This is a genomic window from Paracoccus stylophorae, assembly GCF_028553765.1.
Taxonomy (GTDB): Bacteria; Pseudomonadota; Alphaproteobacteria; order Rhodobacterales; family Rhodobacteraceae; genus Paracoccus; species Paracoccus stylophorae.
This window is the reverse complement of the sequence record NZ_CP067134.1, coordinates 2,720,433-2,741,143: the sequence shown is the minus strand read 5'-3', so window position 1 is coordinate 2,741,143 and position 20,711 is coordinate 2,720,433. Positions and strand designations below refer to the sequence as shown.

Genomic DNA, 20,711 nt, shown 5'->3' with positions numbered 1-20,711 from the left:
TCGGGTATCGGATCGGGGCCGCAACCATCGGAGTTCGCGACATGAAAGCCGCCGTCATCACATTTCCGGGATCGAACTGCGATCGCGATCTGGCCGTGGCGCTGGATCGGGCCGGGGCGCGGGTCGCCCGCGTCTGGCACAAGGACGATTCGCTGCCCGCAGGCACGGATCTGGTCGCGGTGCCTGGCGGGTTCTCCTTTGGCGATTATCTGCGCTGCGGGGCGATTGCCGCCCATTCGCCCATTGCGCGCGCGCTGCGCGACCATGCGGCGCGGGGCGGGTTCGTGCTGGGGATCTGCAACGGGTTCCAGGTGCTGACCGAATTGAAGCTGCTGCCCGGCGCGCTGATGCGCAACCGGGGGCTGACCTTCATCTGCCGGCCGGAGGCCGTGCTGCGCGTGGCCACCGCCGACAGCGATTTTACCCGCGGTTACCGGTCGGGGCAGACGATCAGGGTTCCCGTCGCCCATCACGACGGCAATTACCAGATCGACGCGGACGGGCTGGCGGCGTTGCGCGATCAGGACCGGATCGCCTTTACCTATGCTCCCGGCGTCAACGGGTCGGTGGCCGATATTGCCGGGGTCCTGTCGGAAAACCGCCGCGTTCTGGGCATGATGCCGCATCCCGAACGCGCGGCCGATCCGGCCCTGGGCGGCACCGACGGGGCGGCGCTGTTTTCGTCGCTGGTGGGCAGCCTGCAGAACGCCTGACTTGAGCGAAGTCGATTCCGCGCCTAGATTGCGTCAGCGAGCGATTTCGTCGGATTGACGCGGTGACCCAGAAACAGCCGAAACAGAGCACGGCCAAGCGGGCGGTCCGGGTCGGGCCGCAGCTCGCCAATCCGTGGTGGCTGCGGCTGGCGGTGGCGCTGATCTTTCTGACCGCGCTGGCGGCGATCTGGATCACCAATGCCTGGCTGACCGAACGCTTTGCCGAGAATACGCGGATGCGGGCCGATCTGCGGCTGGCGCTGTATACCGGCAATCTGCGCGCGGAACTGGACCGAAACGAGGTGGTGCCGCGGCTGCTGGCCCGCGATCCGGCCCTGATCGGGGCGCTGACCAGCAACGATTTCTCGACCACATCGGCGCAGCTGATCGCCGCGCAGAAAGAGATCGGGGCAGGCTCGATCCGGCTGCTGGATGCGACCGGGCGGACGGTGGGATCGACCGACCGCTATCAGATCGGCACCAACAACGCGCTGTCGCCCTATTACGTCGAGGCGCTGCGGTCGCGCGACACGGTGTTCAGCATCTCGACCACGGAAACCGGCGCTTACGAGTTCAACCATTCCCGCGCCATCGTCGCGGACGGCAAGACGCTGGGCGTGATCGTCGTCGGTGCGGATCTGAGCCAGCTTGAACGGCAATGGGCCGGCATCGCCGAGGCCGTCGTCGTGACCGACAGCGAGGGCGCGATCATCCTGTCGACCGAGCCGCGCTGGCGCGGGCTGACCGTCCCCGAGGCGTTGCAGGTCCGTTCGGCCCCATCCGCGATCCAGCGGGCGTTCCAGGTGACGGCGGACTGGACGGCGACGCCGGCCGACGCCTATCTGGCGGGGCGCGCGGTGATGCGCAGCGAACAGCGCATCGCGTTCCGCGGCTGGAAGATGATCGCGTTCACCACCTATGCCTCGACGCGCGAGCGGGTGAACGCGGTCCTGGCGCTGGAGATCATGGGGTTCGCCATCCTGCTGGCGCTGACCTTCTGGCTGCTGTCGCGGCGGGCGCGGATGCAGTCGGTCGCCTTCATGCGGGAATCGGCCGATCTGCGGGCGCTGAACGCGCGGCTGACGCGCGAGATCGCCGAGCGCGAGCGGGTGCAGAAGGAATTGCGCGTGGCCGAACAGACGGTGCAGCAATCGTCGAAACTGGCCGCCCTGGGCGAGATGTCGGCGGGCGTCAGCCACGAGCTGAACCAGCCGCTGGCCGCGATGAAGACCTATCTGGCGGGGGCGCGGCTGCTGCTGCAACGCGGGCGCAGCGAAGAGGCGCTGTCCAGTTTCCAGCGTATCGACGATCTGATCGAGCGGATGAACGCCATCACGCGGCAACTGAAATCCTATGCCCGCAAGGGCGGCGAGGCGGTCGAGCCGGTGGATCTGCGCGCCGCCGTCAGTTCCGCGCTGACCATGATGGAGCCGCAACTGCGCACGCGGTCGATCCGCGTGACCCGCAGCGCGCCGCGCGGGCGGATCATGGTGATGGCCGACCGCATCCGGCTGGAACAGGTCATCATCAACCTGCTGCGCAACGCGGTGGACGCGGTCCGCGACCGGCGCGACGCGGCGATCGAGATCACGGTCGAGGCCGGCGCTCACGCCTATGTGTCCGTGCGCGATAACGGTCCGGGTGTCTCGGATCTGGAAAAGCTGTTTGAACCCTTCTGGACAACCAAGAAACCCGGCGAGGGGACCGGGCTGGGGCTGGCGATCTCGTCCTCGATCGTGGCGGATTTCGGGGGGCGTCTGACGGCGCATAATGCTAATGAAGGCGGTGCCGTCTTTCAGGTCGAGTTGCCGTTGCACCGGCCCGGAGAAACCCGCGAGGCGCTGGCCGCCGAATGATGGATCGAGAGAGGTGATGCGATGTCTCGCAAATTGAAGATTGCGATTGTTGACGACGAACCCGACATGCGGGAATCGATCAGCCAGTGGCTGGTCCTGTCGGGGTTCGAGACCGAAAGCTTTGCCAGCGCCGAAGACGCGCTGAAGGTGATCGGGGCGGACTGGCCCGGCGTTGTCGTGTCCGACATCCGCATGCCCGGCATGGACGGGATCGCCTTTCTCAAGCGGCTGATGGGCCTTGATTCCGGCCTGCCGGTGATCCTGATCACCGGGCACGGCGATGTGCCGATGGCGGTCGAGGCGATGCGTCTGGGCGCGATGGATTTCATGGAAAAGCCGTTCAACCCCGACAAGCTGACCCAGCTTGCCAAGAAGGCCACGCAGGCGCGGCGGATGACGCTGGACAACCGCGCCCTGCGCCGCGATCTGTCGGAAGGGCAGCAGGTCATGTCCAAGCTGATCGGCGCCAGCCCGGTGATGGAACGTCTGCGCGAGGATATCCTGGATCTGGGGCAGGCCGACGGGCATGTGCTGATCGACGGCGAGACCGGGACCGGCAAGACGCTGGTGGCCCACGCGCTGCATGCGGTCGGCCCGCGCGCGTCGAAGAAATTCGTGCCGGTGTCGTGCGCCGCCTATAACGACGAGGCGCTGGCGGCGCGGCTGTTCGGCCCGATCGAGGACGGTCTGCCCGCGGTCGAGGAAGCCCGCGGCGGCACGCTGTGTCTTGAGGATGTCGAGGCATTGTCGGAACCGTTGCAGGCGCGGCTGCTGGCCTTCATCAGCGATCAGGGCGGCCCGGCCGAGACGCGGATCATCGCCATCTCGAACGCGCGCGGCGAGGGGCGCAAGGCCGAGGATTCGCTGCGCCCCGACCTGTTCTATCGCCTGTCGGCGCTGAAGATCACGCTGCCGCCCTTGCGCGCGCGGGGCGAGGATATCCTGGCGCTGTTCACGCGCATGGCGGAACAGTTTTCCGAGGAATACGGGTGCGAGCCGCCGCAGGTCAGCGCGCAGGAGGCCGCGCAGCTGTTGCAGGCGCCGTGGCCGGGCAATATCCGCCAGCTGATCAACGTGGCCGAACGCGCGGTGTTGCAGAACCGGCGCGGATCGGGGTCCATCGCCTCGCTGCTGATGGCCGATGGCGAGGACAACCAGCAGGCCACCACGACCGAGGGCAAGCCGCTGAAGGAATATGTCGAAAGCTTCGAGAAGATGCTGATCGACAACACCATGCGCCGCCACAAGGGCAGCATCGCCGGCGTCATGGAGGAGTTGTGCCTGCCGCGCCGGACCCTGAACGAGAAGATGGCGAAATACGGGTTGCAGCGCAGCGATTACCTGTGATCGCGGCGGTGCCGGCGCGGGGCGGGGCCGGCGGGCTTGCGCCGCCGCCGCCGTGGCAGTAACCCGGCGCAGGACCGGCAAGGACAGTTTCATGACGACGCGCGACAAGAATCTTCGTCCCCGCACGCGGGCGATTCATCACGGCACCAGGCGCAGCCAGTATGGCGAGATGTCCGAGGCGATCTTTCTGACGCAGGGTTTCGTCTATGACAGCGCGGGCCACGCCGAGGCGCGGTTTCAGGACAGCGGCCCGGACGAGTTCATCTATGCCCGCTACGGCAACCCGACCAGCCGCATGTTCGAGGACCGGATGGCCGCGCTGGAGGGAACCGAGGACGCCTTTGCCACCGCCAGCGGCATGGCGGCGGTCAACGGCGCGATGTTTTCCATGTGCGCGCCGGGCGATCGCGTCGTTGCGTCGCGGGCGCTGTTCGGGTCGTGTCTTTACGTGCTGGACCTGCTGGCGAAGTTCGGGGTCGAGATCGGCTTCGTGGATGGCACCGATCTGGATCAGTGGCGGGACGCGATCCGGCCGGGCACGAAGGCGGTGTTCTTCGAATCGGTGTCCAATCCGGGGCTTGAGGTGATCGACATCGCCGCCGTGGCCGATCTGGCGCACCGGGCGGGCGCGACGGTCGTGGCCGACAACGTCTTTGCCACGCCGGTCTTTTCGCGCGCGGTCGATCTGGGCGCCGATGTCGTCGTCTATTCCGCGACCAAGCATATCGACGGCGGCGGCCGGGCGCTGGCGGGGGTCATCTGCGGCAGCCGCGATTACATCCGCAACACGGTCGAGCCGTATCTGAAACATACCGGCGGGGCGATCAGCCCGTTTCACAGCTGGATCATGCTGAACGGGCTGACCACGATGGATCTGCGGGTGCGGGCGCAGGCCGACAGCGCGCTGTCCATCGCCCGCGCCTTGCAGGGCCATGCGGGTCTGGCGCGGGTGATCTATCCGGGTCTTGAGGACCATCCGCAGCACGATCTGGCGATGGCGCAGATGGGGTCGGGCGGCACCATGATCGCGCTTGAGATCGCCGGCGGCAAGGAGGCGACATTCGCCGCGATGGACCGGCTGCGGATCGTCAAGATCTCGAACAATCTGGGCGATGCGCGCTCCATCGTGACCCATCCCGCGACCACCACCCATCAGCGCCTGTCCGAAGAGGACCGGGCGCGTCTGGGCATCACGCCGGGCCTGCTGCGGCTGTCGGTCGGGCTGGAGGACACGCAGGACCTGATCGACGATCTGACCGGGGCGCTGGACGGCTGAGGCGCGGCGGGGCGGCCATGTGCCGGGATTTCGGGCGATTTCTGCCGCCGGGTCTTCAGAATCGCACTCGATGCCCCCATATTGCGACCGCTGTCCCCAGGAGGATGTCCGCATGACCGAAGCCCGTCCCATGGTCCCGGCCTATCCGGCGCTGATCCGCGATTACGATTCCCAGTTCCGCTCGGACGAGGAATACCGCGCCGGTCTGCCCGATCTGCAGAACGGGCCGGCCAGCCTGATCGTGGGCGCGCGCGCGCCGATCCAGCATGTCGGCATCTCGAATTTCCGGCTGCCGATCCGTTACCAGACGCGGCCCGAAAACGGTCGCGAGGGCGGAGAGATCGCGCTGGAAACCAGCGTCACCGGCACGGTCAGCCTGGAGGCCGACCGCAAGGGCATCAACATGAGCCGGATCATGCGGTCCTTCTATGCCCATTCCGATCACCTGTTCAGCCTGAAGGTCCTGGAGGCGGCGCTGGACGACTACAAGACCGATCTGGACGCGTTCGATGCGCGCATCCAGATGCGGTTTTCCTATCCGATCCGGGTCGAGTCGCTGCGGTCGGGCCTGTCGGGCTGGCAGTATTACGACATCGCGCAGGAGGTCGTGGAACATCGCGGCCAGCGGCTGCGGATCATGCATGTCGATTACGTCTATTCCTCGACCTGCCCCTGTTCGCTGGAACTGTCGGAACACGCGCGCGAGACCCGCTCGCGCCTGGCGACGCCGCATTCGCAGCGCTCGGTGGCGCGGATTTCGGCGGTGATGAAGGGGCCGGAAAAGCTGTGGTTCGAGGATATGGTGGAACTGTGCCGCCGCGCCGTTCCGACCGAGACGCAGGTGATGGTCAAGCGCGAGGACGAGCAGGCCTTCGCGGAACTGAACGCCTCGAACCCGATCTTCGTCGAGGATGCGGTGCGCGCCTTCGCGCGCGAATTGCAGCATGACAGCCGGATCGGCGATTTCCGCGTTCTGGCCAGCCATCAGGAATCGCTGCATTCCCACGACGCGGTCAGCCTGCTGGTCGAGGGGCCGACATTCGCGCAGGCCTCGCTGGACCCGATGACCTTCGCGGGGCTGCGCGGCTGAGTGCGTCCCGCGCGCGCCGGGGGTTTTGCACCCCCGGACCCAAGCAGGATATTTGCGCGCCAAAGACAGCTGCCGGAACATAAGTGGAACGCCGGCTTTCCTTGGGCGGGGTTCGCGACTATGTTGGGGGGATGAAGCTTCTGGACGATTCCGACGATTTCGATGGCGTGCCCCTGTCGCACCGGGCGATGGCGGCGCGGCCTGCGCCCTATCTGGACGGGCTGAACGCGGCGCAGCGCGCGGCGGTCGAGGTGCTGGACGGGCCGGTGCTGATGCTGGCGGGCGCGGGCACCGGCAAGACGCGGGCGCTGACCACGCGGATCGCGCATCTGCTGATGCTGGGGCGGGCGCGGCCGGGGCAGATCCTGGCGGTGACCTTTACCAACAAGGCCGCGCGCGAGATGAAGGACCGGATCGCCCGGCTTCTGGGCGAGGCGGTCGAGGGGATGCCGTGGCTGGGCACGTTCCATTTGATCAGCGTGAAGATCCTGCGCCGGCATGCCGAACTGATCGGCAATGGCGATCTGCATCTGAAGCCCAGCTTCACGATCCTGGACACGGACGACCAGATCCGGCTGATGAAGCAGCTGATCCAGGCCGAAAACCTTGACGAGAAGCGCTGGCCCGCGCGGCAGCTTGCGCATCTGATCGACGGCTGGAAGAACCGCTGTCTGACGCCATCGAACCTGCCCAGGGGCGAGGCGGCGGCGTTCGACGGCTGGGGCGGGCGGCTGTATGCGGCCTATCAGGATCGGTTGCTGACGCTGAACGCGGTCGATTTCGGCGATCTGCTGATGCATTGCGTGACGCTGTTTCAGGCCCATCCCGACGTGCTGAAGACCTGGCAGGACCGGTTCCGCTATATCCTGGTGGACGAGTATCAGGATACCAACGTCGCGCAATACATGTGGCTGCGGCTGCTGGCGCAGGGGCATCGCAACATCTGCTGCGTGGGCGATGACGACCAGTCGATCTATGGCTGGCGCGGCGCCGAGGTGGGTAACATCCTGCGGTTCGAGACCGATTTCCCCGGCGCGCAGGTGATCAGGCTGGAACAGAATTATCGCTCGACTCCGCAGATCCTGGCGGCGGCGTCGGGGCTGATCGCGGCCAATGCGGGGCGGTTGGGCAAGACCCTGTGGACCGACGCCGAAGAGGGCGAGAGGGTGCGCCTGATCGGCCATTGGGACAGCGAGGCCGAGGCGCGCTGGATCGGCGAAGAGATCGAGGCGTTTCAGGGCGGGCATCGCGCCGCGCTTGGGCCGGTCAGCCTGAACGACATCGCGATCCTCGTGCGCGCGTCCCACCAGATGCGCGCCTTCGAGGACCGGTTCATGACCATCGGTCTGCCCTATCGCGTCATCGGCGGCCCGCGTTTCTACGAGCGGCAGGAAATTCGCGATGCCATGGCCTATTTCCGGCTGGTGGTCAGCCCCGAGGACGATCTGGCGTTCGAGCGGATCGTGAACACGCCCAAGCGGGGTCTGGGCGACAAGGCGGTGCAGACCATCCAGACCATCGCGCGGCAGAACGGCGTCAGCCTGCTGGAAGGCGCGCGCATCGCGGTCGAGGAAAAGCACCTGTCGGGCAAGGGGCTGGCCAATCTGCGCGGTCTCGTGACCGATATCGGACGCTGGCATGCCGACGCCATCGACAGCACCGTGCGGCATGTGGAACTGGCCGAGAGGCTGCTGGACGAATCGGGCTATACCGCGATGTGGCAGAACGAGAAATCGCCCGATGCGCCGGGCCGGCTGGACAACCTGAAGGAGCTGGTCAAGGCGCTGGAGGAATTCGACAATCTTCAGGGCTTTCTGGAACATGTCGCGCTGGTCATGGATCGCGACGACGGCGAGGCGGGCGAAGAGGTCAGCATCATGACCCTGCATGCTGCCAAGGGGCTGGAATTTCCGGTCGTCTTCCTGCCGGGGTGGGAGGACGGGCTGTTTCCGAACCAGCGCGCCATGGACGAGCAGGGGACGCGGGGGCTGGAGGAGGAGCGGCGGCTGGCCTATGTCGGTCTGACCCGGGCCGAGCGGCTGGCCACGATCAGCTTTGCGGGCAACCGGCGGCTTTACGGGCAGTGGCAATCGTCGATGCCGTCGCGCTTTGTCGATGAGCTGCCCCAGGATCATGTCGAGGTGCTGACGCCGCCCGGTCTTTACGGCGGCGGCTATGGCGGGGCGATGGCCTTTGCCGGCGCGAATGCGGGCACCGACATGCATGACCGGGCGGCGAAGGCCGATGTCTATAACTCGCCCGGATGGAAGCGGATGCAGGCGCGCGCGGCCGAACGCAAGGCGCCGGTGCATCGCACGCCGGTGACCATCGACGCCGAGCCTGCGGCGAAATTCGGCGTCGGCGACATGGTCAGCCACGCGAAGTTCGGCGAAGGCCGGATCATGGGGATTGCCGAGGATACGCTGACCGTGCAGTTCGAAACCGGCTTTAAGACCATCAAGGCCGGGTATGTCCGCCCTGTGGGCGATGGCGACGACGTGCCGTTCTAGCGTCCGGCGCGGCCGTGCGTGCGATCAGGCGTCGCGCAGCACGGATCGCACCGTCTGCCAGACCTGCGCATCGGTCCAGTAGCCGGTATGCCCGCCCGGCGCGACGCGGTGGTTTTCGACCCGGTCGCCGGGCAGTTGCACCGTGGTTCCCACGAAATCGTCGCAGCGATAGATGTTGATCCAGCGAACCAGCCGGTCGGGCAGGTCGGCCATGTCGAAGCCGCGGGCGAAATACTGGCCATAGATATGGGTCAGCGGGCTGCCCATCGTGACCAGGCTGGTGGGTTTTTCGGGTGCCGCCCCCTCAAGCAGGGCCTGCGCCGCGATGACGGTGCCCTGCGAATGGGCGATGACGATCAGCCGGTCATGGGGATATTGGCGCGACAGATGCGCCAGCACGGTGTGAAACCGCGCCTTGATGCGCTGCCGTGTGGCATAGACGCTGTGGCCTTGCGGCGTGTCGGGGCTGAAGGCCAGCGTGCGCGCCGAATAGACCGAGATGTCGCGCGCCACCCCCAACGCGGCCGAGACGAAATCGGCGGCGCGATAGGCGGCGACCCCGGCCAGGCCGACCAGGGCGATGGCCATCGGGTTATAGGACCTGACGGTTTCGTGGAACCGGATCAGCCCGCCGAGCAGCGTGTCGCTGTTCCAGGGGCGATAGTCGATGTCCAGCACCTCGAACGCGGTGCGCACCGCCTGCAACGCCCCGCCAAAGGCGATCCACAGGATCAGCACCATCAGCAGCAGGTTCAGCACCGGGTTCAGGATCAGCCGGCCGCACCAGACATCCAGCCAGCTTTCGGGGTCCAGCGCCAGCGCCTCTTTCCGGCGCTGGCGGATCAGCAGCGGCACGACCCCGGCCACGATCAGCGCCGCGACCCCGAAGACGATATAGGACATCGTGCTGGTCGCCAGGACGGAATAGTCGGTGTAAAGCTGGCTCAGCAGGCTTTGCCCGCCCTGCGGCCCGTCGATCCTGCCGATCAGTTCGGCAAAGATCGACCAGATCGCGGCCGAGATCAGCATCCACAGAAACAGCATCGCGTTGCAGATCGGCAGATAGATGCGGGCGCGGCGGCCGAACAGCCGGGTCAGGCGGCCGATGGGATCGGCGTCGCGAAAGGCCAGCTGGCGCGCAAAGACCGCGCCCGCCGCGATCAGCAGCGCCATCAGCAGGGTCAGGTGCCACGGGCCGGGCGCAAGCTGGATCGCCAGCATGACCGCCAGCGCCGCACCCGCCACGGCAAGGGTGCGCCACACCCCGATATCGAGAACCGCCGAGATCGCGAACATCACCAGCAAGATTGCGACCGCGACCAGCCAGGTCAGCGCCATCAGCATGCTGAACGCCCATAGCAGCGCGGCGATGTCCTGATAGGCAGGGTTCCAGCAGGCGGTCAATTCGATGGAGTTGCACGAGGTGCGGCGCAGCCAGTCCAGCCAGAGGGGCGGCGGGGACGGGATCGCGGGGACATAGGCCTGCGGATTGTTCAGGTCGATCACCGCCAGATCGGGGCGTGCGGGCAGCGCCAGACGGACGGACATCGCCGCGATCAGGATCAGCACGCCCAGCCCGCCGATCCCGGACATGAAGCAGCGTTCCAGATACGACGTCCGGGGCCGCCGCAGCCGGGATCGCCAGCCCAGATACAGAACCGCCGCGATCGCGCCCAGAATGGCCATCAGCGTCGCGCCGTGCAGCGTGTCGGGGCCGATGCGGATCACGAACCGATCGGTCAGCATCAGGATCGAGCCAAGCAGCAGCAGCGCGTTCATCGGCGCGATCAGCGCATAGAAGATCCAGACGAACAGATGCACCAGCGCCCGGATCCAGCGATGCGCGGCCTGCCGGCCCTGCGCCACGTTGTCCAGCGCCAGATAGCCAAGCGTCAGCACCGTGCGCAGCAGATCGAACCCGGTGGACAGCGGGCCGCGCGGGGCGGGCGAAAGATCGGACCAGTGAACCTCGGCGGCCAGCACGTCCTGATCCTGCCCGCATCCGGCCACGGCGGCGGGCAGGACGGTGCGGCGGATATGGCAGGGAAACAGGTGCAGCTGCCGTTCGTCCGGCCGGTCCTCGGCGATCATCTCGACCCGCGACTCGACGGGGCCGGGCAGGCCCAGTTCGCGGATCGCGCCGCCCGTCAGCGCATCCAGCGTCTGACCGGCCTTCTGTTCGCCGATGCCGTGAACGACAAGAACCAGATTGCGCTGCACCGAAACCGCTCCGCCACGTTGTCACGCAACCACGATAACACGGACCGGGCAGCTTTTGATTTCTTTGACGATTCCGCGTCTGCGTCTGCGGCTGCGGCGGGGCCGGCCGCGCGGTTCAGCCGGGCGGGTCGCCGGCCAGCAGTTCGGCCAGCACCAGCGCCATCACCTTGGCGCTGTCGGCCATGTCATCGACGCCGATCCATTCATCCGGCTGATGCGCCAGATCCAGCACGCCCGGACCATAGGCGATGCAGTTCTTCAGCTTGCCGATCCGGTCGATATGTTTCTGGTCATAGGTGCCGGGGCTGACGACAAAGCCCGCCTCGCGGCCCAGCACGTTGCGGATCGCGCGGGCGGTCGTCGTGACCACCGGCGCGTCGCGATCGGTCATCGACGGCACCACCTCGAACAGATCGCGCACCTCATAGCGGAAATCGGGCCGCTGCGCCTTTACCCGTTCCAGCAGCGCCGTGACCTCGGCCTTCACCTCGGCCAGGTCCTCCTCGATCAGGAAACGGCGGTCGATCACGATGCGGCAGCGGTCGGGCACGCAGGGCGCGGGCAGGCCGGTGTAATCCGCCTCGGGTTCTGCCGCGCCGCCGTGGATGGCGTTGACGTTCAGCGTCGAGGATCGCGCCCCTTCCGGGATCACCGGCATCTCGGTGCGCTTGCCCGCCAGCAGCGGCCACAATGTCGCCTCCATCTCGGCCAGCACGGCGCCCATGTGGCGTACGGCGCAATCGCCCAGAAACGGCATCGAGCCGTGGGCGATGCGGCCCTGCGTCTCGATCTCGGCCCACCAGACGCCGCGATGGCCCAGGCAGATGCGGTCCTTGTGCAGCGGTTCGGGGATGATGACGTGATCGACATGGGCGAAGGCGCCCTGTTCGGCCAGATAGGCGACGCCGCCGTAACCGCCCGATTCCTCGTCCGCCGTCGCGCTGATCTCGATGCTGCCGGCGTGGTCGGGATATGTCGCAACGAACGCCTCGGCCGCGATGATGCTGGCGGCCAGCCCGCCCTTCATGTCGCAGGCGCCGCGCCCATAGATGCGGCCGCCGTCCAGTTCCGCGCCGAACGGGTCGCGGGTCCAGCCATGGCCCACCTCGACCACGTCGTGATGGCTGTTGAAATGCACGCACTCGCCGGCCCGCGCGCCCTGCCGGCGCGCCACGACGTTCCAGCGCGGGAACCGTTCGCTGTCGCCGGGTGTGCCGGTGGCGCGCACCATCCTGCATTCCCAGCCCTGCTGCGACATGCGCGCGTGCAGATAGTCGCAGATGTCGCGGTAATGCCGTCCCGGCGGGTTCAGCGTCGGGATGCGGACCAGATCCTGGGTCAGCGCGATCAGGCTGTCGCGGCGTGCGTCGATGGCGTCACGAAGGCGGTTCATGGCGCAACGCTAGGACGCGGACGGGGGCGTGACAACAGGGGGTCGGCGAAACTTTGGCCCGGCCGGCCCTTGCGTCCGAAGGTCAGGGGCCTAACATCCGCAGCGACTCGGGGGATTGGGAGGCCGTTGATGGCATCGCTGGAACAGCAGATCGACGACAGCAAGACGCAGGTCGCGGCGGCGCAGGACCGCATCGCCGGCGTGACCGCCGCGCTGGATCGGGTCGCGGCCGATGCCGAGGTGGCGGAACTGCCGGTCGATGTCGCGAACGCGACGTTGCAGGACGTCCACGCCCATACCGAGGCGATGAACGCCAATATCGCCGAGCTGATCATGGGGCTGGACGACGTGACCGCCGGGTTCAGCCGCGATTTCGAGGAATTGCGCAGCAAGACCGGGTGGGAGAAATTCGTGGGCGTCTTCGCCTCGGGCAGGTCCGAGGCGATGCGCCAGGAACGGCTGCGCGCGGCCAGCATCGACGACAAGTTGCAGGACCTGATCGCGAAATCGGACACGATCACGCGGCTGTTGCAGGGCCAGTTGCAATTGCTGAACGACCAGAAGGCGAAGGTCGAGGCGAACCTGACCCGCACGCTGGCCGAACGCGAAGAGGCGGTGGCGACGCTGGAATCGCTGCGCCAGCGTATCCGCGCGATGAACCCGCGGCTGATCGAGCTTGAAAACCGCATCGCCGCGACCACCGATGCGACCGAACGCACGCGGCTGGAAACCGAACTGGCCAATGCCAACCGCGATCACAACGCGCTGGTGCAGGACGAACAGGTGGCGCTGGCGAAATCGCAGACGCTGGAGCGTTATATCGAGGCGGGCAAGACCTGGGTGGACAGCCTTCAGAACCAGGCCGCCACGCAGATGGTGCTGATCAACAAGCTTCAGACCGACACACGTCAGCGGGTCGTTCTGTATGACGCGCTGACCAAATCGCTGAAGACCGCGCAGCAGCAGGACATCGCCCACCGCATCAACGAGATCGGCGTGAGGACCGACCAGGAGGCGCAGGCCGCCATGGCCGCCATCGGCACCGCGACCAACGACCGGATGGCCGACATGCTTGAGGCGCATGGCGATCACATGGTGTTTGCGCGCAAGGTGCTGGAAGAGAAGGCCAAGGCCGACGAACGTTTCGCCCGCCGTTTTGCCGAGATCGTGAAGAAGCACGACAGCAACCTCTATGGCGGCTGAGGCGGTGGCCGAAACGGGCAATCTGGACGCCGATCACCGGGCGCTGGACGACGACCTGACCGCGCGCGCCTTTTTCGACCAGACGCGGCGTATCGCGGCGGTTTTGCCGGCCGCCCTGTCCGAGATGGTGCGCGACGGGCTGTTCACGCGGACGGACACCGAGGCCATCGGCCTGTATCTGGCCGCGCTTGGGACCAGTCTGGATGCGCTGTCGATGAAATACCTGGTCGCGGGCCGGATCGAGGGGCCGCTGCGCCGCCATGTCACCATCGACATCCACGAATCCGGCCTGCCGGTCTGGGCCGAGATCGCGCAGACCGCCGCCGACGCCGCGCAGGCCGCCGAGGAACTGGCCCGCACGCCCACGCCCGACGCGATCAAGGACGACATGATCCGCCAGATCGTCGGCGATCTGACGATCCCCACTCGGCTGCAATACGCGCTGTCGCAGCGGCTGTATTACCAGGCGCTGGCGGCGGGGGGGCTGTTCTGGCCGCAGATGCATCCGCAGGCGCTGCGGCTGTCGGGGCAGGGCGGCCAGCGGCGGCGCTGGCTGATCCACTGGGCGGTCTATGACAGCCGGTTAAACGTGCCGGTGATCTATCTGATGGAGACCGACGACAGCGGCCGCCGCCCGCTGGACGAGGATGCGAAACGCTGGCCCGAGTTGCGCGCGCATCTGCTGGCGCAATCGGTGACGTCGCTGCAACTGGTGACCATCGCGCAGGGTTTCGACCGCGATTTCGACACGCTGCATCCGCGGCGGCTGCGGCGGATCGTGCTGGGCCCGATCTATTCGCAGGGGTTCACGTTGCAGGACGGCCCGATCCGTCAGGTGCTGGAAAGCGCCGCAGCACCCGTGGGCGAGGATTGGGCGATGGCCCTGACCGTCGAGGATCTGCGGGCCGAGCGTGCGACGCTGGAATCCCGCGGTCTTTTCAGCGTGGTCGAACGGCAGGTGTTCCGGCTGGACCCGCTGAACGCGGACGGCGCAGGGCAGGGCGCGACCGGCGCCACCCGCGTGCTGATCCTGCCACAGCGCCCCTATCAGGCGCTGGCCGCGCTGGACCCGGCGGGGTTTCGCGACATCCGCAAATACGTGCCCGGCCCCGACGGCCGCGTCGCGGGCTATCGCTGATGGCTGCGGGCGGCGGGGGAACGGGGGTGCTGATCCTGTGGCGGCGGCTGGACACGCCCGGCCACGACGCCTGTTGCCTGCGCCATGACGGCGAGCGGTGGCAGCTTGAGGGCATGGCGGTCTGGCGCGATGCTGCAGGACCGGCGTGGATGGGATACACTGTGGCGTGCGGCGATGACTGGCTGCCGCGCTCGGCCCGGGTGCAGGGACGGGTGGGCGGGCGCGCGCTGAGCCTGTCGATCCGGCGCGGAGGTCAGGGCGAATGGCGCGTGAACGGCGACGAGGTGCCGGGCAGCCACGGGCTGATGGATCTTGATCTTGGCTTTACCCCGGCGACCGTGACGCTGACCCTGAACCGGCTGAAGACCGCCGGCGGCGGCGACAGCGCGGCGGCGTCGCTGGACGCCGGCGACTGGCGATTGAAGCCGCTGCACCGGACCTGCCGGCGGCAGGATGACGGGCGCTGGCATTTCCGCGCCGCCGAAACCGGGTTCGAGGCGGTGCTTGCCGTGAACCGCCACGGCTTCGTGACGGATTATCCGGGTGTCTGGACCGAAGAGGACTGAATGGACGCGCGCAACGAGATGGAACTGCCCGAAGACGAGATCCGGCAGCATTACCCGCAGGCCCTGTCGCTGCTGACCGGGTTCGAACATGCGCCGCGTCTGGGCCGGCCCACGCCCGAGGCCGCGGCCGAACGCTCGCCCGGGATCGTGACGGGCGCGCGCTTTCGCCCGACGACGCCGGGGCTGGTCGGGCGTCCCGCCGCGCAGGCCGACGGCGTGCATCTGCTGGAGAGGATCGAGGATGCGGGCGGCGACGATCTGCTGACGCCGGCGGCGGCGACCATGGCGCGCGTGCTGCGCCGGGCGACCGCCATCGCGCTGGCCGTCGCGGGCGAGGTCGCGGCACGATCGGGCGCGGCCGAACTGAAACGCATCAATCTGCAAAGCCGCCTGTCACCCGACCGGCACCGGGAATTCGCGGAACTGCTGGCGGTCGAATCGCTGGCGGCGCTGTCGGTGCTGGCCAATGCGACGGCGTTCCTGCTGGCCGATCACGCCCCGGGCCGGACGGTCGATTCGGTCAGCGTGGACGAGATCCTGACCGACAACGCGCAGACAGCCTTGCAGGGCGCGCTGTGGGATCTGGATCGCAACCTTGCGCGCGAGGCGAAGGACGACGCCAGCCTGATCGCCACCGCCCTGGCCTGGGCCGAGGCGCTGTCCAGCGCGGTCGCCGCGCGGGCCCAGAACGCGCCGCGCATCCGCGCCTTTACCGGCGCGTCGTGGCGCGTGGCCGCCGACGACATGCCCATCGCGGGCTTTGCCCCGCCCACCAAGCGACAGCGCGGCCCGGTGGCGATGACCTTCAAGCGCCCCGACGAGGTGGTGGGCAACGCCATCGCCAAGCATCAGGCGATGCGGCTGGCGCGGATGATCGTCGCTTATGATTTCGACCGGATGATGAACCCGTTCGTCGAACTGGGCGGGTTCGTCTTTACCTTTCTGGGCGACGGACGCCCCGGCACCGGCAAGACCACGCTGATCCAGATGATGGCCGGGCTGATCCACGAATATTGCCAGGTCGCGGATTATCCGTTCCGCTATCGCAACCTGTCTGTGGACAATATCGACAGCTATCAGGGCAAGTCGGGCCAGAACGCGCGCGCCTTTGTCAACGCGGTGATCGACCCCAAGGTGATCGGCTTCGGCACCATCGACGATATCGACCAGATCGCCGGACGGCGGGGCGACCGGCAATCCTCGTCCGGGCAGCAGGAAATCACCGCCGTCCTGATGGAGGCGTTCGCCGGCGCCCAGACGGTGGTGCGCGGCAATGCCACGTTCGGGATGTTTTCCAACCACGCCGAGAATATCGACGACGCCCTGCGCCAGCGTGCCAGCGCAAGGCTGCTGATCGACGGGCCGAAGACCCGCGCCGATTTCATCGACATTCTGGGGCTGTTGCTGGGCGAACGCCACCAGATCCCGACGGGCGATCACGATCTGATGCGGGCGCAGGCGATCCGGCGCGCGGTCGCCGAAAGCTATGAGGGTCATGCCCGCCCGCACGAGCCGGGGCTGGAAAAGGTCTTTGCCCATGTCGCGGCGACCCATGGCCCGCTGGACGATCTTGCCGATCTGGGCAGCTATCTGCACGCCATCGCCCAGGCCGAGCCGCGCTTCACCGGCCGGTCGGTCAAGAACATCACCGACGCGGTCAAATCCCGCGCGATGGATTTCGACATGCCCGACGACTGGTTCCAGACGCCCGGACCGTTCCTGCACCAGCCCTATGACCGCAAGCTCGAGATGATCGAGGCGCTGCGCCGCCCGGTCACGACCGAGATGGTGATCCAGGAAATCAACCGCTATGCCGACAGCGAATGGCGCTATGCCGACAGCGCCGACGAAACCGCCATCGAGGAGGCCGTCAGGAACATGCAGCGCATGGCCGAGGCAAAGCGGCGGTTCGAGGAGGGGAAGGAGGGAATCTAGTGCCGCAAGGGATGGGTGCCGCAGCACGGACGCCGCGACAGGGCCTGCCGGCATGAAGCGCCTGATCGCGCAGGGGCTGATGTTCGGCAATCTCATCCGGGTGGATTCGGCCGCCTGGGTGGGGCTGTATAACCGCGCGCTGGACCGCATCACCGGCAGACAGACCGCCCTGACCGAGTTTCACATCGACATCGGCGGCCATTCCCCCGAGATCGGGGACGAGTTCGGCGACATGGACTATCTGTCGCCCGAAGGTGGTGAGCGGCAGTTCATCCTGCTGACGACCGAGCAGAAGACCGCGCCGATGCTGACCCCGGATCTGTCGGTTCTGCGCGACGTGCTGCGCCGTTTCATCGTCGAGAACGAAAGCCAGCTTTTCAGCCTGACCGCGCGCGATGCGGTGGTCGGCCGGATCGACGACGGGGTCTGGCGTCTGGCCGGGCCCGCCGATCTTCCCAATATTTCGCGCCTCACGCTTGCCGCCGACACGACCGGCAACCACGTGGCCGAGGCCGACCGGCTGGCCGCGATGATCGACAGGTTCCGCCGCGACCCCAATGCGTGGTGGGATGACGTGCTGATCGCGCAAATGATCGAACAGGCCCGCAAATCGGGCGATGTCCTGCGCCATCCGGTGCGGCTGGACCATACCGTGTTCGACGTTCCCGATTTCTGGACCGCGCGGTTCGGCGGCGTCTATCTGATCCGGTCGGCGGCCGAACCGGCGATGATCTTTGCCGATCCCGCCCAACGCACCGAGGTCCCGGGGTTTCTGACGCTGACGGTTCAAGACCGCCATCCGATTGCCGCGTGGCTGGCCCGCAACGCGCTGGCCGAGCCGATCATCAACGCGCGCGGCGCGGATGCCGCACCGATCCTGCGCCAGAAGATCGACTTCATCCTGGCCGACGCGGCGATCCGGCTGGGGCTGGACACGGGCGATGGCGGACGGGCCGCGCTGCGCCGCGCCGCCGGGCGCATGGGCGACGACCTGCCGCCCGAGATCGCGGGGCTGGCCGCGTTGCAGCGCTATGCCGAACAGGGCGGCGACTGGCCGGTGATCGACAGCGGCGATCCGGCCTATTTCCACGCCATCCGCGCGACGCCCGGGCCGGCGCGGGATCTGGTGAACCGGCTGCTGTCGGAGCTGGCGCCGCGCGATGTGCGGCAGTTGTTCATCACCCACAAGCCGCTGTTCTATCGGCTGTATCAGGGCTGGCCCGACGCCAAGCGCGAATATGTGGCGCAGATGCTGGCGCGCGAATACGCCATCGACAAGCAGGGCACGCGCACCGCCCTGTTCGGCCCCGAACCGGGAATGGCCCGGCCCGATCCGGCCACCCGCGACGGCCCGTGGGGTCGCGCAGCGGCCGCGCGGTCCGATACCGGCTTGCCGCGTCCGGCAGGTCCGTGGGGCCGCGCGGCGGAGGACGGGTCTTGATCGCGTTGTTTCGCCTGATCGTGCTGGTCTTTCTGCTGGAGGCGATGTTCTATCTGCTGCTGCGCATCTATATCCGCTCGCTCAGGCGGGAAAGGCTTGAGGAAATCTGGGACGAACGTCATCCCGACATGGCGGGGAACAACGCCCTGCGGGACGAGTTTGTCCGCAAGGCGATGGTCGGCTTCGACAGATCGCTGAAGTCGCGGCTGCTGTGGCTGGTCTTCATCCTTCCGACGCTGGCGATCATGGCGATCGTCTATTGGGTCAACTGGCAATAAGGGGCCTGTGCACATGTATTACGTCAAGGTGGTTCTGGGGGTCCTGCTGGGGGTCGCGGTGTTCCTGTTTCTGGATTACGCGCTGCCGTCGAAGAACACGGTCCGCATCACCAACACCTATAACCGGCTGACCCCCGTCACGACGTCGAACGCGATCTTCTACGCCTCGGAAGATACTGGCACGGTCGAGAATGCCGCCGGTCAGCGCGATGTCCGCTTCATCGAGACGGTGCGCCCCAACGGCAAGGTCTTCGTCTATCGCAACGAGGATACCGGCTGGATCTGGCCGCCCTATTTCAAATACGACAGCGCCAATCTGCATGCCGAGGCGACGAACCTGAAATCGACCTCGGGCGATCCGACCTGGGTCAGCGTGACCGCCTATGGCTGGCGGATTCCGTGGCTGACGGCCTATCCCAACGCCATCTCGATCGACACGCTGGCCAATCCGAACGACCGGCCCCGCAACTGGGCCGCGATGGTGATCTGCGCCATCCTGCTGATCCTGCTTGGGCTGATCTGGCGGATGTGGGCGCAGTTCCGCGAACGCACGATCGACCCCGCGATCAAGTCCGTGGATGACCGGTGGGACCGCACCAGCGACCGTGTGGCCGCGGATGCACGGGACGCACGCGGGCGGGTGCGCGGATGGTGGACGCGGTGGTCGGGCAAGCCGCGTCAATAAGGCGCGTGGCGCAATCCGTCCCAAACGCCGCGTCGCGCCAGTGTGCGCGTCTTGCCGCGCTGGTCGGGCGGGTCTAGCGTGGCGGACGATCCCAACGGCAGAGGCGACATGTCAGGCACGCGCAATCCCGGCACCGGGCTGGACGCCCATCTTCTGGGCGATATTCGCATCAACACCCCGGCGGTCGAACGCCGCGCCGCGACCCTGCCGGTCCGGCGCAGCCTGAAAAAGGAATGGCAGGCCGGCTGGCTGCTGAACGCGGTCCGCTGCATCGACCTGACCACGCTGTCGGGCGACGACACGCCCGACCGCGTCGCCCGCCTGTGCGCCAAGGCGCGCCAGCCGGTCGCCCCCGATCTGCTGGACGCGATGGGCGTGCAGGGCCTGACCACCGGCGCGGTCTGCGTCTATCCGACGATGGTGGCGGCGGCGAAACGCGCGCTTGGCAATTCGGGCATCCCCGTCGCCAGCGTCGCCACCGGCTTTCCCGCAGGGCTGATGCCGCTGGATCTGCGGCTGGCGGAAATTCGTCATGCCGTGGATCAGGGCGCGGACGAGATCGACATCGTGATCGCGCGCGCCCATGTCCTGCGCGCCGAATGGAGCGCGCTGTATGACGAAATCCGCGCCATGCGCGACGCCTGCGGCACCGCCCGCATGAAGGCGATCCTGGCCACCGGCGATCTGAAATCGCTGGAAAACGTCGCCCGCGCCAGCCATGTGGCGATGCAGGCGGGCGCGGACTGGATCAAGACCTCGACCGGGAAAGAGGGGGTGAACGCCACGCTTCCCGTCTCGCTGGTCATGTGCCGCGCCATCCGCGACCATCACGCGCGCACCGGCCACAAGGTCGGCTTCAAACCCGCAGGCGGGCTGCGCACGGCCAAAGACGCCATCGCCTGGCAGATCCTGATGCGCGAAGAGCTGGGCCGCGACTGGCTGGCGCCCGACCTGTTCCGCATCGGCGCCAGCAGCCTTCTGGGCGATATCGAACGCCAGATCAGCCATCACGTCACCGGCCGCTATGCCGCCGGGTATCGTCAAGCCATCGCCTGAGGAA

The 20,711-nt window shown here is 67.3% G+C and carries 16 protein-coding genes; 14 read left to right on the top strand and 2 right to left on the bottom strand.

Annotated elements, in window-relative coordinates; all coding sequences use genetic code 11:
* Positions 1 to 41 precede the first annotated feature (41 nt).
* The 6 genes from purQ to JHW45_RS13450 all read left to right on the top strand — a co-directional run bounded on the left by purQ (position 42) and on the right by JHW45_RS13450 (position 8,792).
* A complete protein-coding gene (gene purQ, locus JHW45_RS13475; protein ID WP_272858115.1) occupies positions 42 to 713 on the top strand; it encodes a phosphoribosylformylglycinamidine synthase subunit PurQ in 672 nt (223 codons plus the stop codon).
* 140 nt (positions 714 to 853) lie between these two features.
* Positions 854 to 2,569, top strand: coding sequence for a sensor histidine kinase (locus tag JHW45_RS13470; protein ID WP_272860620.1), 1,716 nt, complete (start codon positions 854 to 856; stop codon positions 2,567 to 2,569).
* A 21-nt stretch (positions 2,570 to 2,590) separates the two neighbouring features.
* Positions 2,591 to 3,916 carry a sigma-54-dependent transcriptional regulator gene (locus tag JHW45_RS13465; protein WP_272858114.1) on the top strand — a complete coding sequence of 442 codons (1,326 nt, stop codon included), beginning with the start codon at positions 2,591 to 2,593 and terminating at the stop codon, positions 3,914 to 3,916.
* A 91-nt stretch (positions 3,917 to 4,007) separates the two neighbouring features.
* The gene (gene metZ, locus JHW45_RS13460; RefSeq protein ID WP_272858113.1) at positions 4,008 to 5,192 is read left to right on the top strand and encodes an O-succinylhomoserine sulfhydrylase; all 1,185 of its coding nucleotides are present in this window, start codon (positions 4,008 to 4,010) and stop codon (positions 5,190 to 5,192) included.
* Between the two features lie 37 nt (positions 5,193 to 5,229).
* Positions 5,230 to 6,282 (top strand): GTP cyclohydrolase FolE2, encoded by a 1,053-nt coding sequence (gene folE2, locus JHW45_RS13455; protein ID WP_419181867.1) that lies wholly within the window; start codon positions 5,230 to 5,232, stop codon positions 6,280 to 6,282.
* A 131-nt stretch (positions 6,283 to 6,413) separates the two neighbouring features.
* Positions 6,414 to 8,792, top strand: coding sequence for an ATP-dependent helicase (locus JHW45_RS13450; RefSeq protein WP_272858112.1), 2,379 nt, complete (start codon positions 6,414 to 6,416; stop codon positions 8,790 to 8,792).
* A 24-nt stretch (positions 8,793 to 8,816) separates the two neighbouring features.
* Here JHW45_RS13450 and JHW45_RS13445 read toward each other — a convergent pair whose 3' ends face one another.
* Entirely contained in the window at positions 8,817 to 11,012 is a 2,196-nt protein-coding gene (locus tag JHW45_RS13445) for a lipase family protein (RefSeq protein WP_272858111.1), read from the bottom strand.
* Between the two features lie 115 nt (positions 11,013 to 11,127).
* On the bottom strand, positions 11,128 to 12,405 hold the full coding sequence (locus JHW45_RS13440; RefSeq protein WP_272858110.1) for an acetylornithine deacetylase/succinyl-diaminopimelate desuccinylase family protein: 1,278 nt from the start codon (positions 12,403 to 12,405) through the stop codon (positions 11,128 to 11,130).
* Between the two features lie 129 nt (positions 12,406 to 12,534).
* On the opposite strand from JHW45_RS13440, the gene JHW45_RS13435 reads away from it, so the two are divergent.
* The 8 genes from JHW45_RS13435 (at position 12,535) to deoC (ending at position 20,707) form a co-directional block, all read left to right on the top strand.
* Entirely contained in the window at positions 12,535 to 13,608 is a 1,074-nt protein-coding gene (locus JHW45_RS13435) for a coiled-coil domain-containing protein (RefSeq protein WP_272858109.1), read from the top strand.
* Positions 13,598 to 14,746, top strand: a complete 1,149-nt coding sequence (locus JHW45_RS13430) for a hypothetical protein (protein ID WP_272858108.1) — start codon at positions 13,598 to 13,600, stop codon at positions 14,744 to 14,746. Before JHW45_RS13435 ends, JHW45_RS13430 begins: the two co-directional genes overlap by 11 nt.
* Positions 14,746 to 15,312, top strand: coding sequence for a putative glycolipid-binding domain-containing protein (locus JHW45_RS13425; RefSeq protein ID WP_272858107.1), 567 nt, complete (start codon positions 14,746 to 14,748; stop codon positions 15,310 to 15,312). Before JHW45_RS13430 ends, JHW45_RS13425 begins: the two co-directional genes overlap by 1 nt.
* Complete coding sequence (locus tag JHW45_RS13420) at positions 15,313 to 17,247, top strand: AAA family ATPase (RefSeq protein WP_272858106.1); 1,935 nt, start codon at positions 15,313 to 15,315, stop codon at positions 17,245 to 17,247.
* Between the two features lie 52 nt (positions 17,248 to 17,299).
* Positions 17,300 to 18,688: a DUF6638 family protein gene (locus tag JHW45_RS13415; RefSeq protein WP_272858105.1), complete on the top strand. Its 1,389-nt coding sequence runs from the start codon at positions 17,300 to 17,302 to the stop codon at positions 18,686 to 18,688.
* The gene (locus JHW45_RS13410) at positions 18,685 to 18,966 is read left to right on the top strand and encodes a hypothetical protein (RefSeq protein ID WP_272858104.1); all 282 of its coding nucleotides are present in this window, start codon (positions 18,685 to 18,687) and stop codon (positions 18,964 to 18,966) included. Before JHW45_RS13415 ends, JHW45_RS13410 begins: the two co-directional genes overlap by 4 nt.
* A 13-nt stretch (positions 18,967 to 18,979) precedes the next feature.
* Positions 18,980 to 19,651, top strand: coding sequence for a DUF1523 family protein (locus JHW45_RS13405; RefSeq protein WP_272858103.1), 672 nt, complete (start codon positions 18,980 to 18,982; stop codon positions 19,649 to 19,651).
* Positions 19,652 to 19,759: 108 nt separating this feature from the next.
* Positions 19,760 to 20,707, top strand: coding sequence for a deoxyribose-phosphate aldolase (gene deoC, locus JHW45_RS13400; RefSeq protein WP_272858102.1), 948 nt, complete (start codon positions 19,760 to 19,762; stop codon positions 20,705 to 20,707).
* Positions 20,708 to 20,711: the final 4 nt, after the last annotated feature.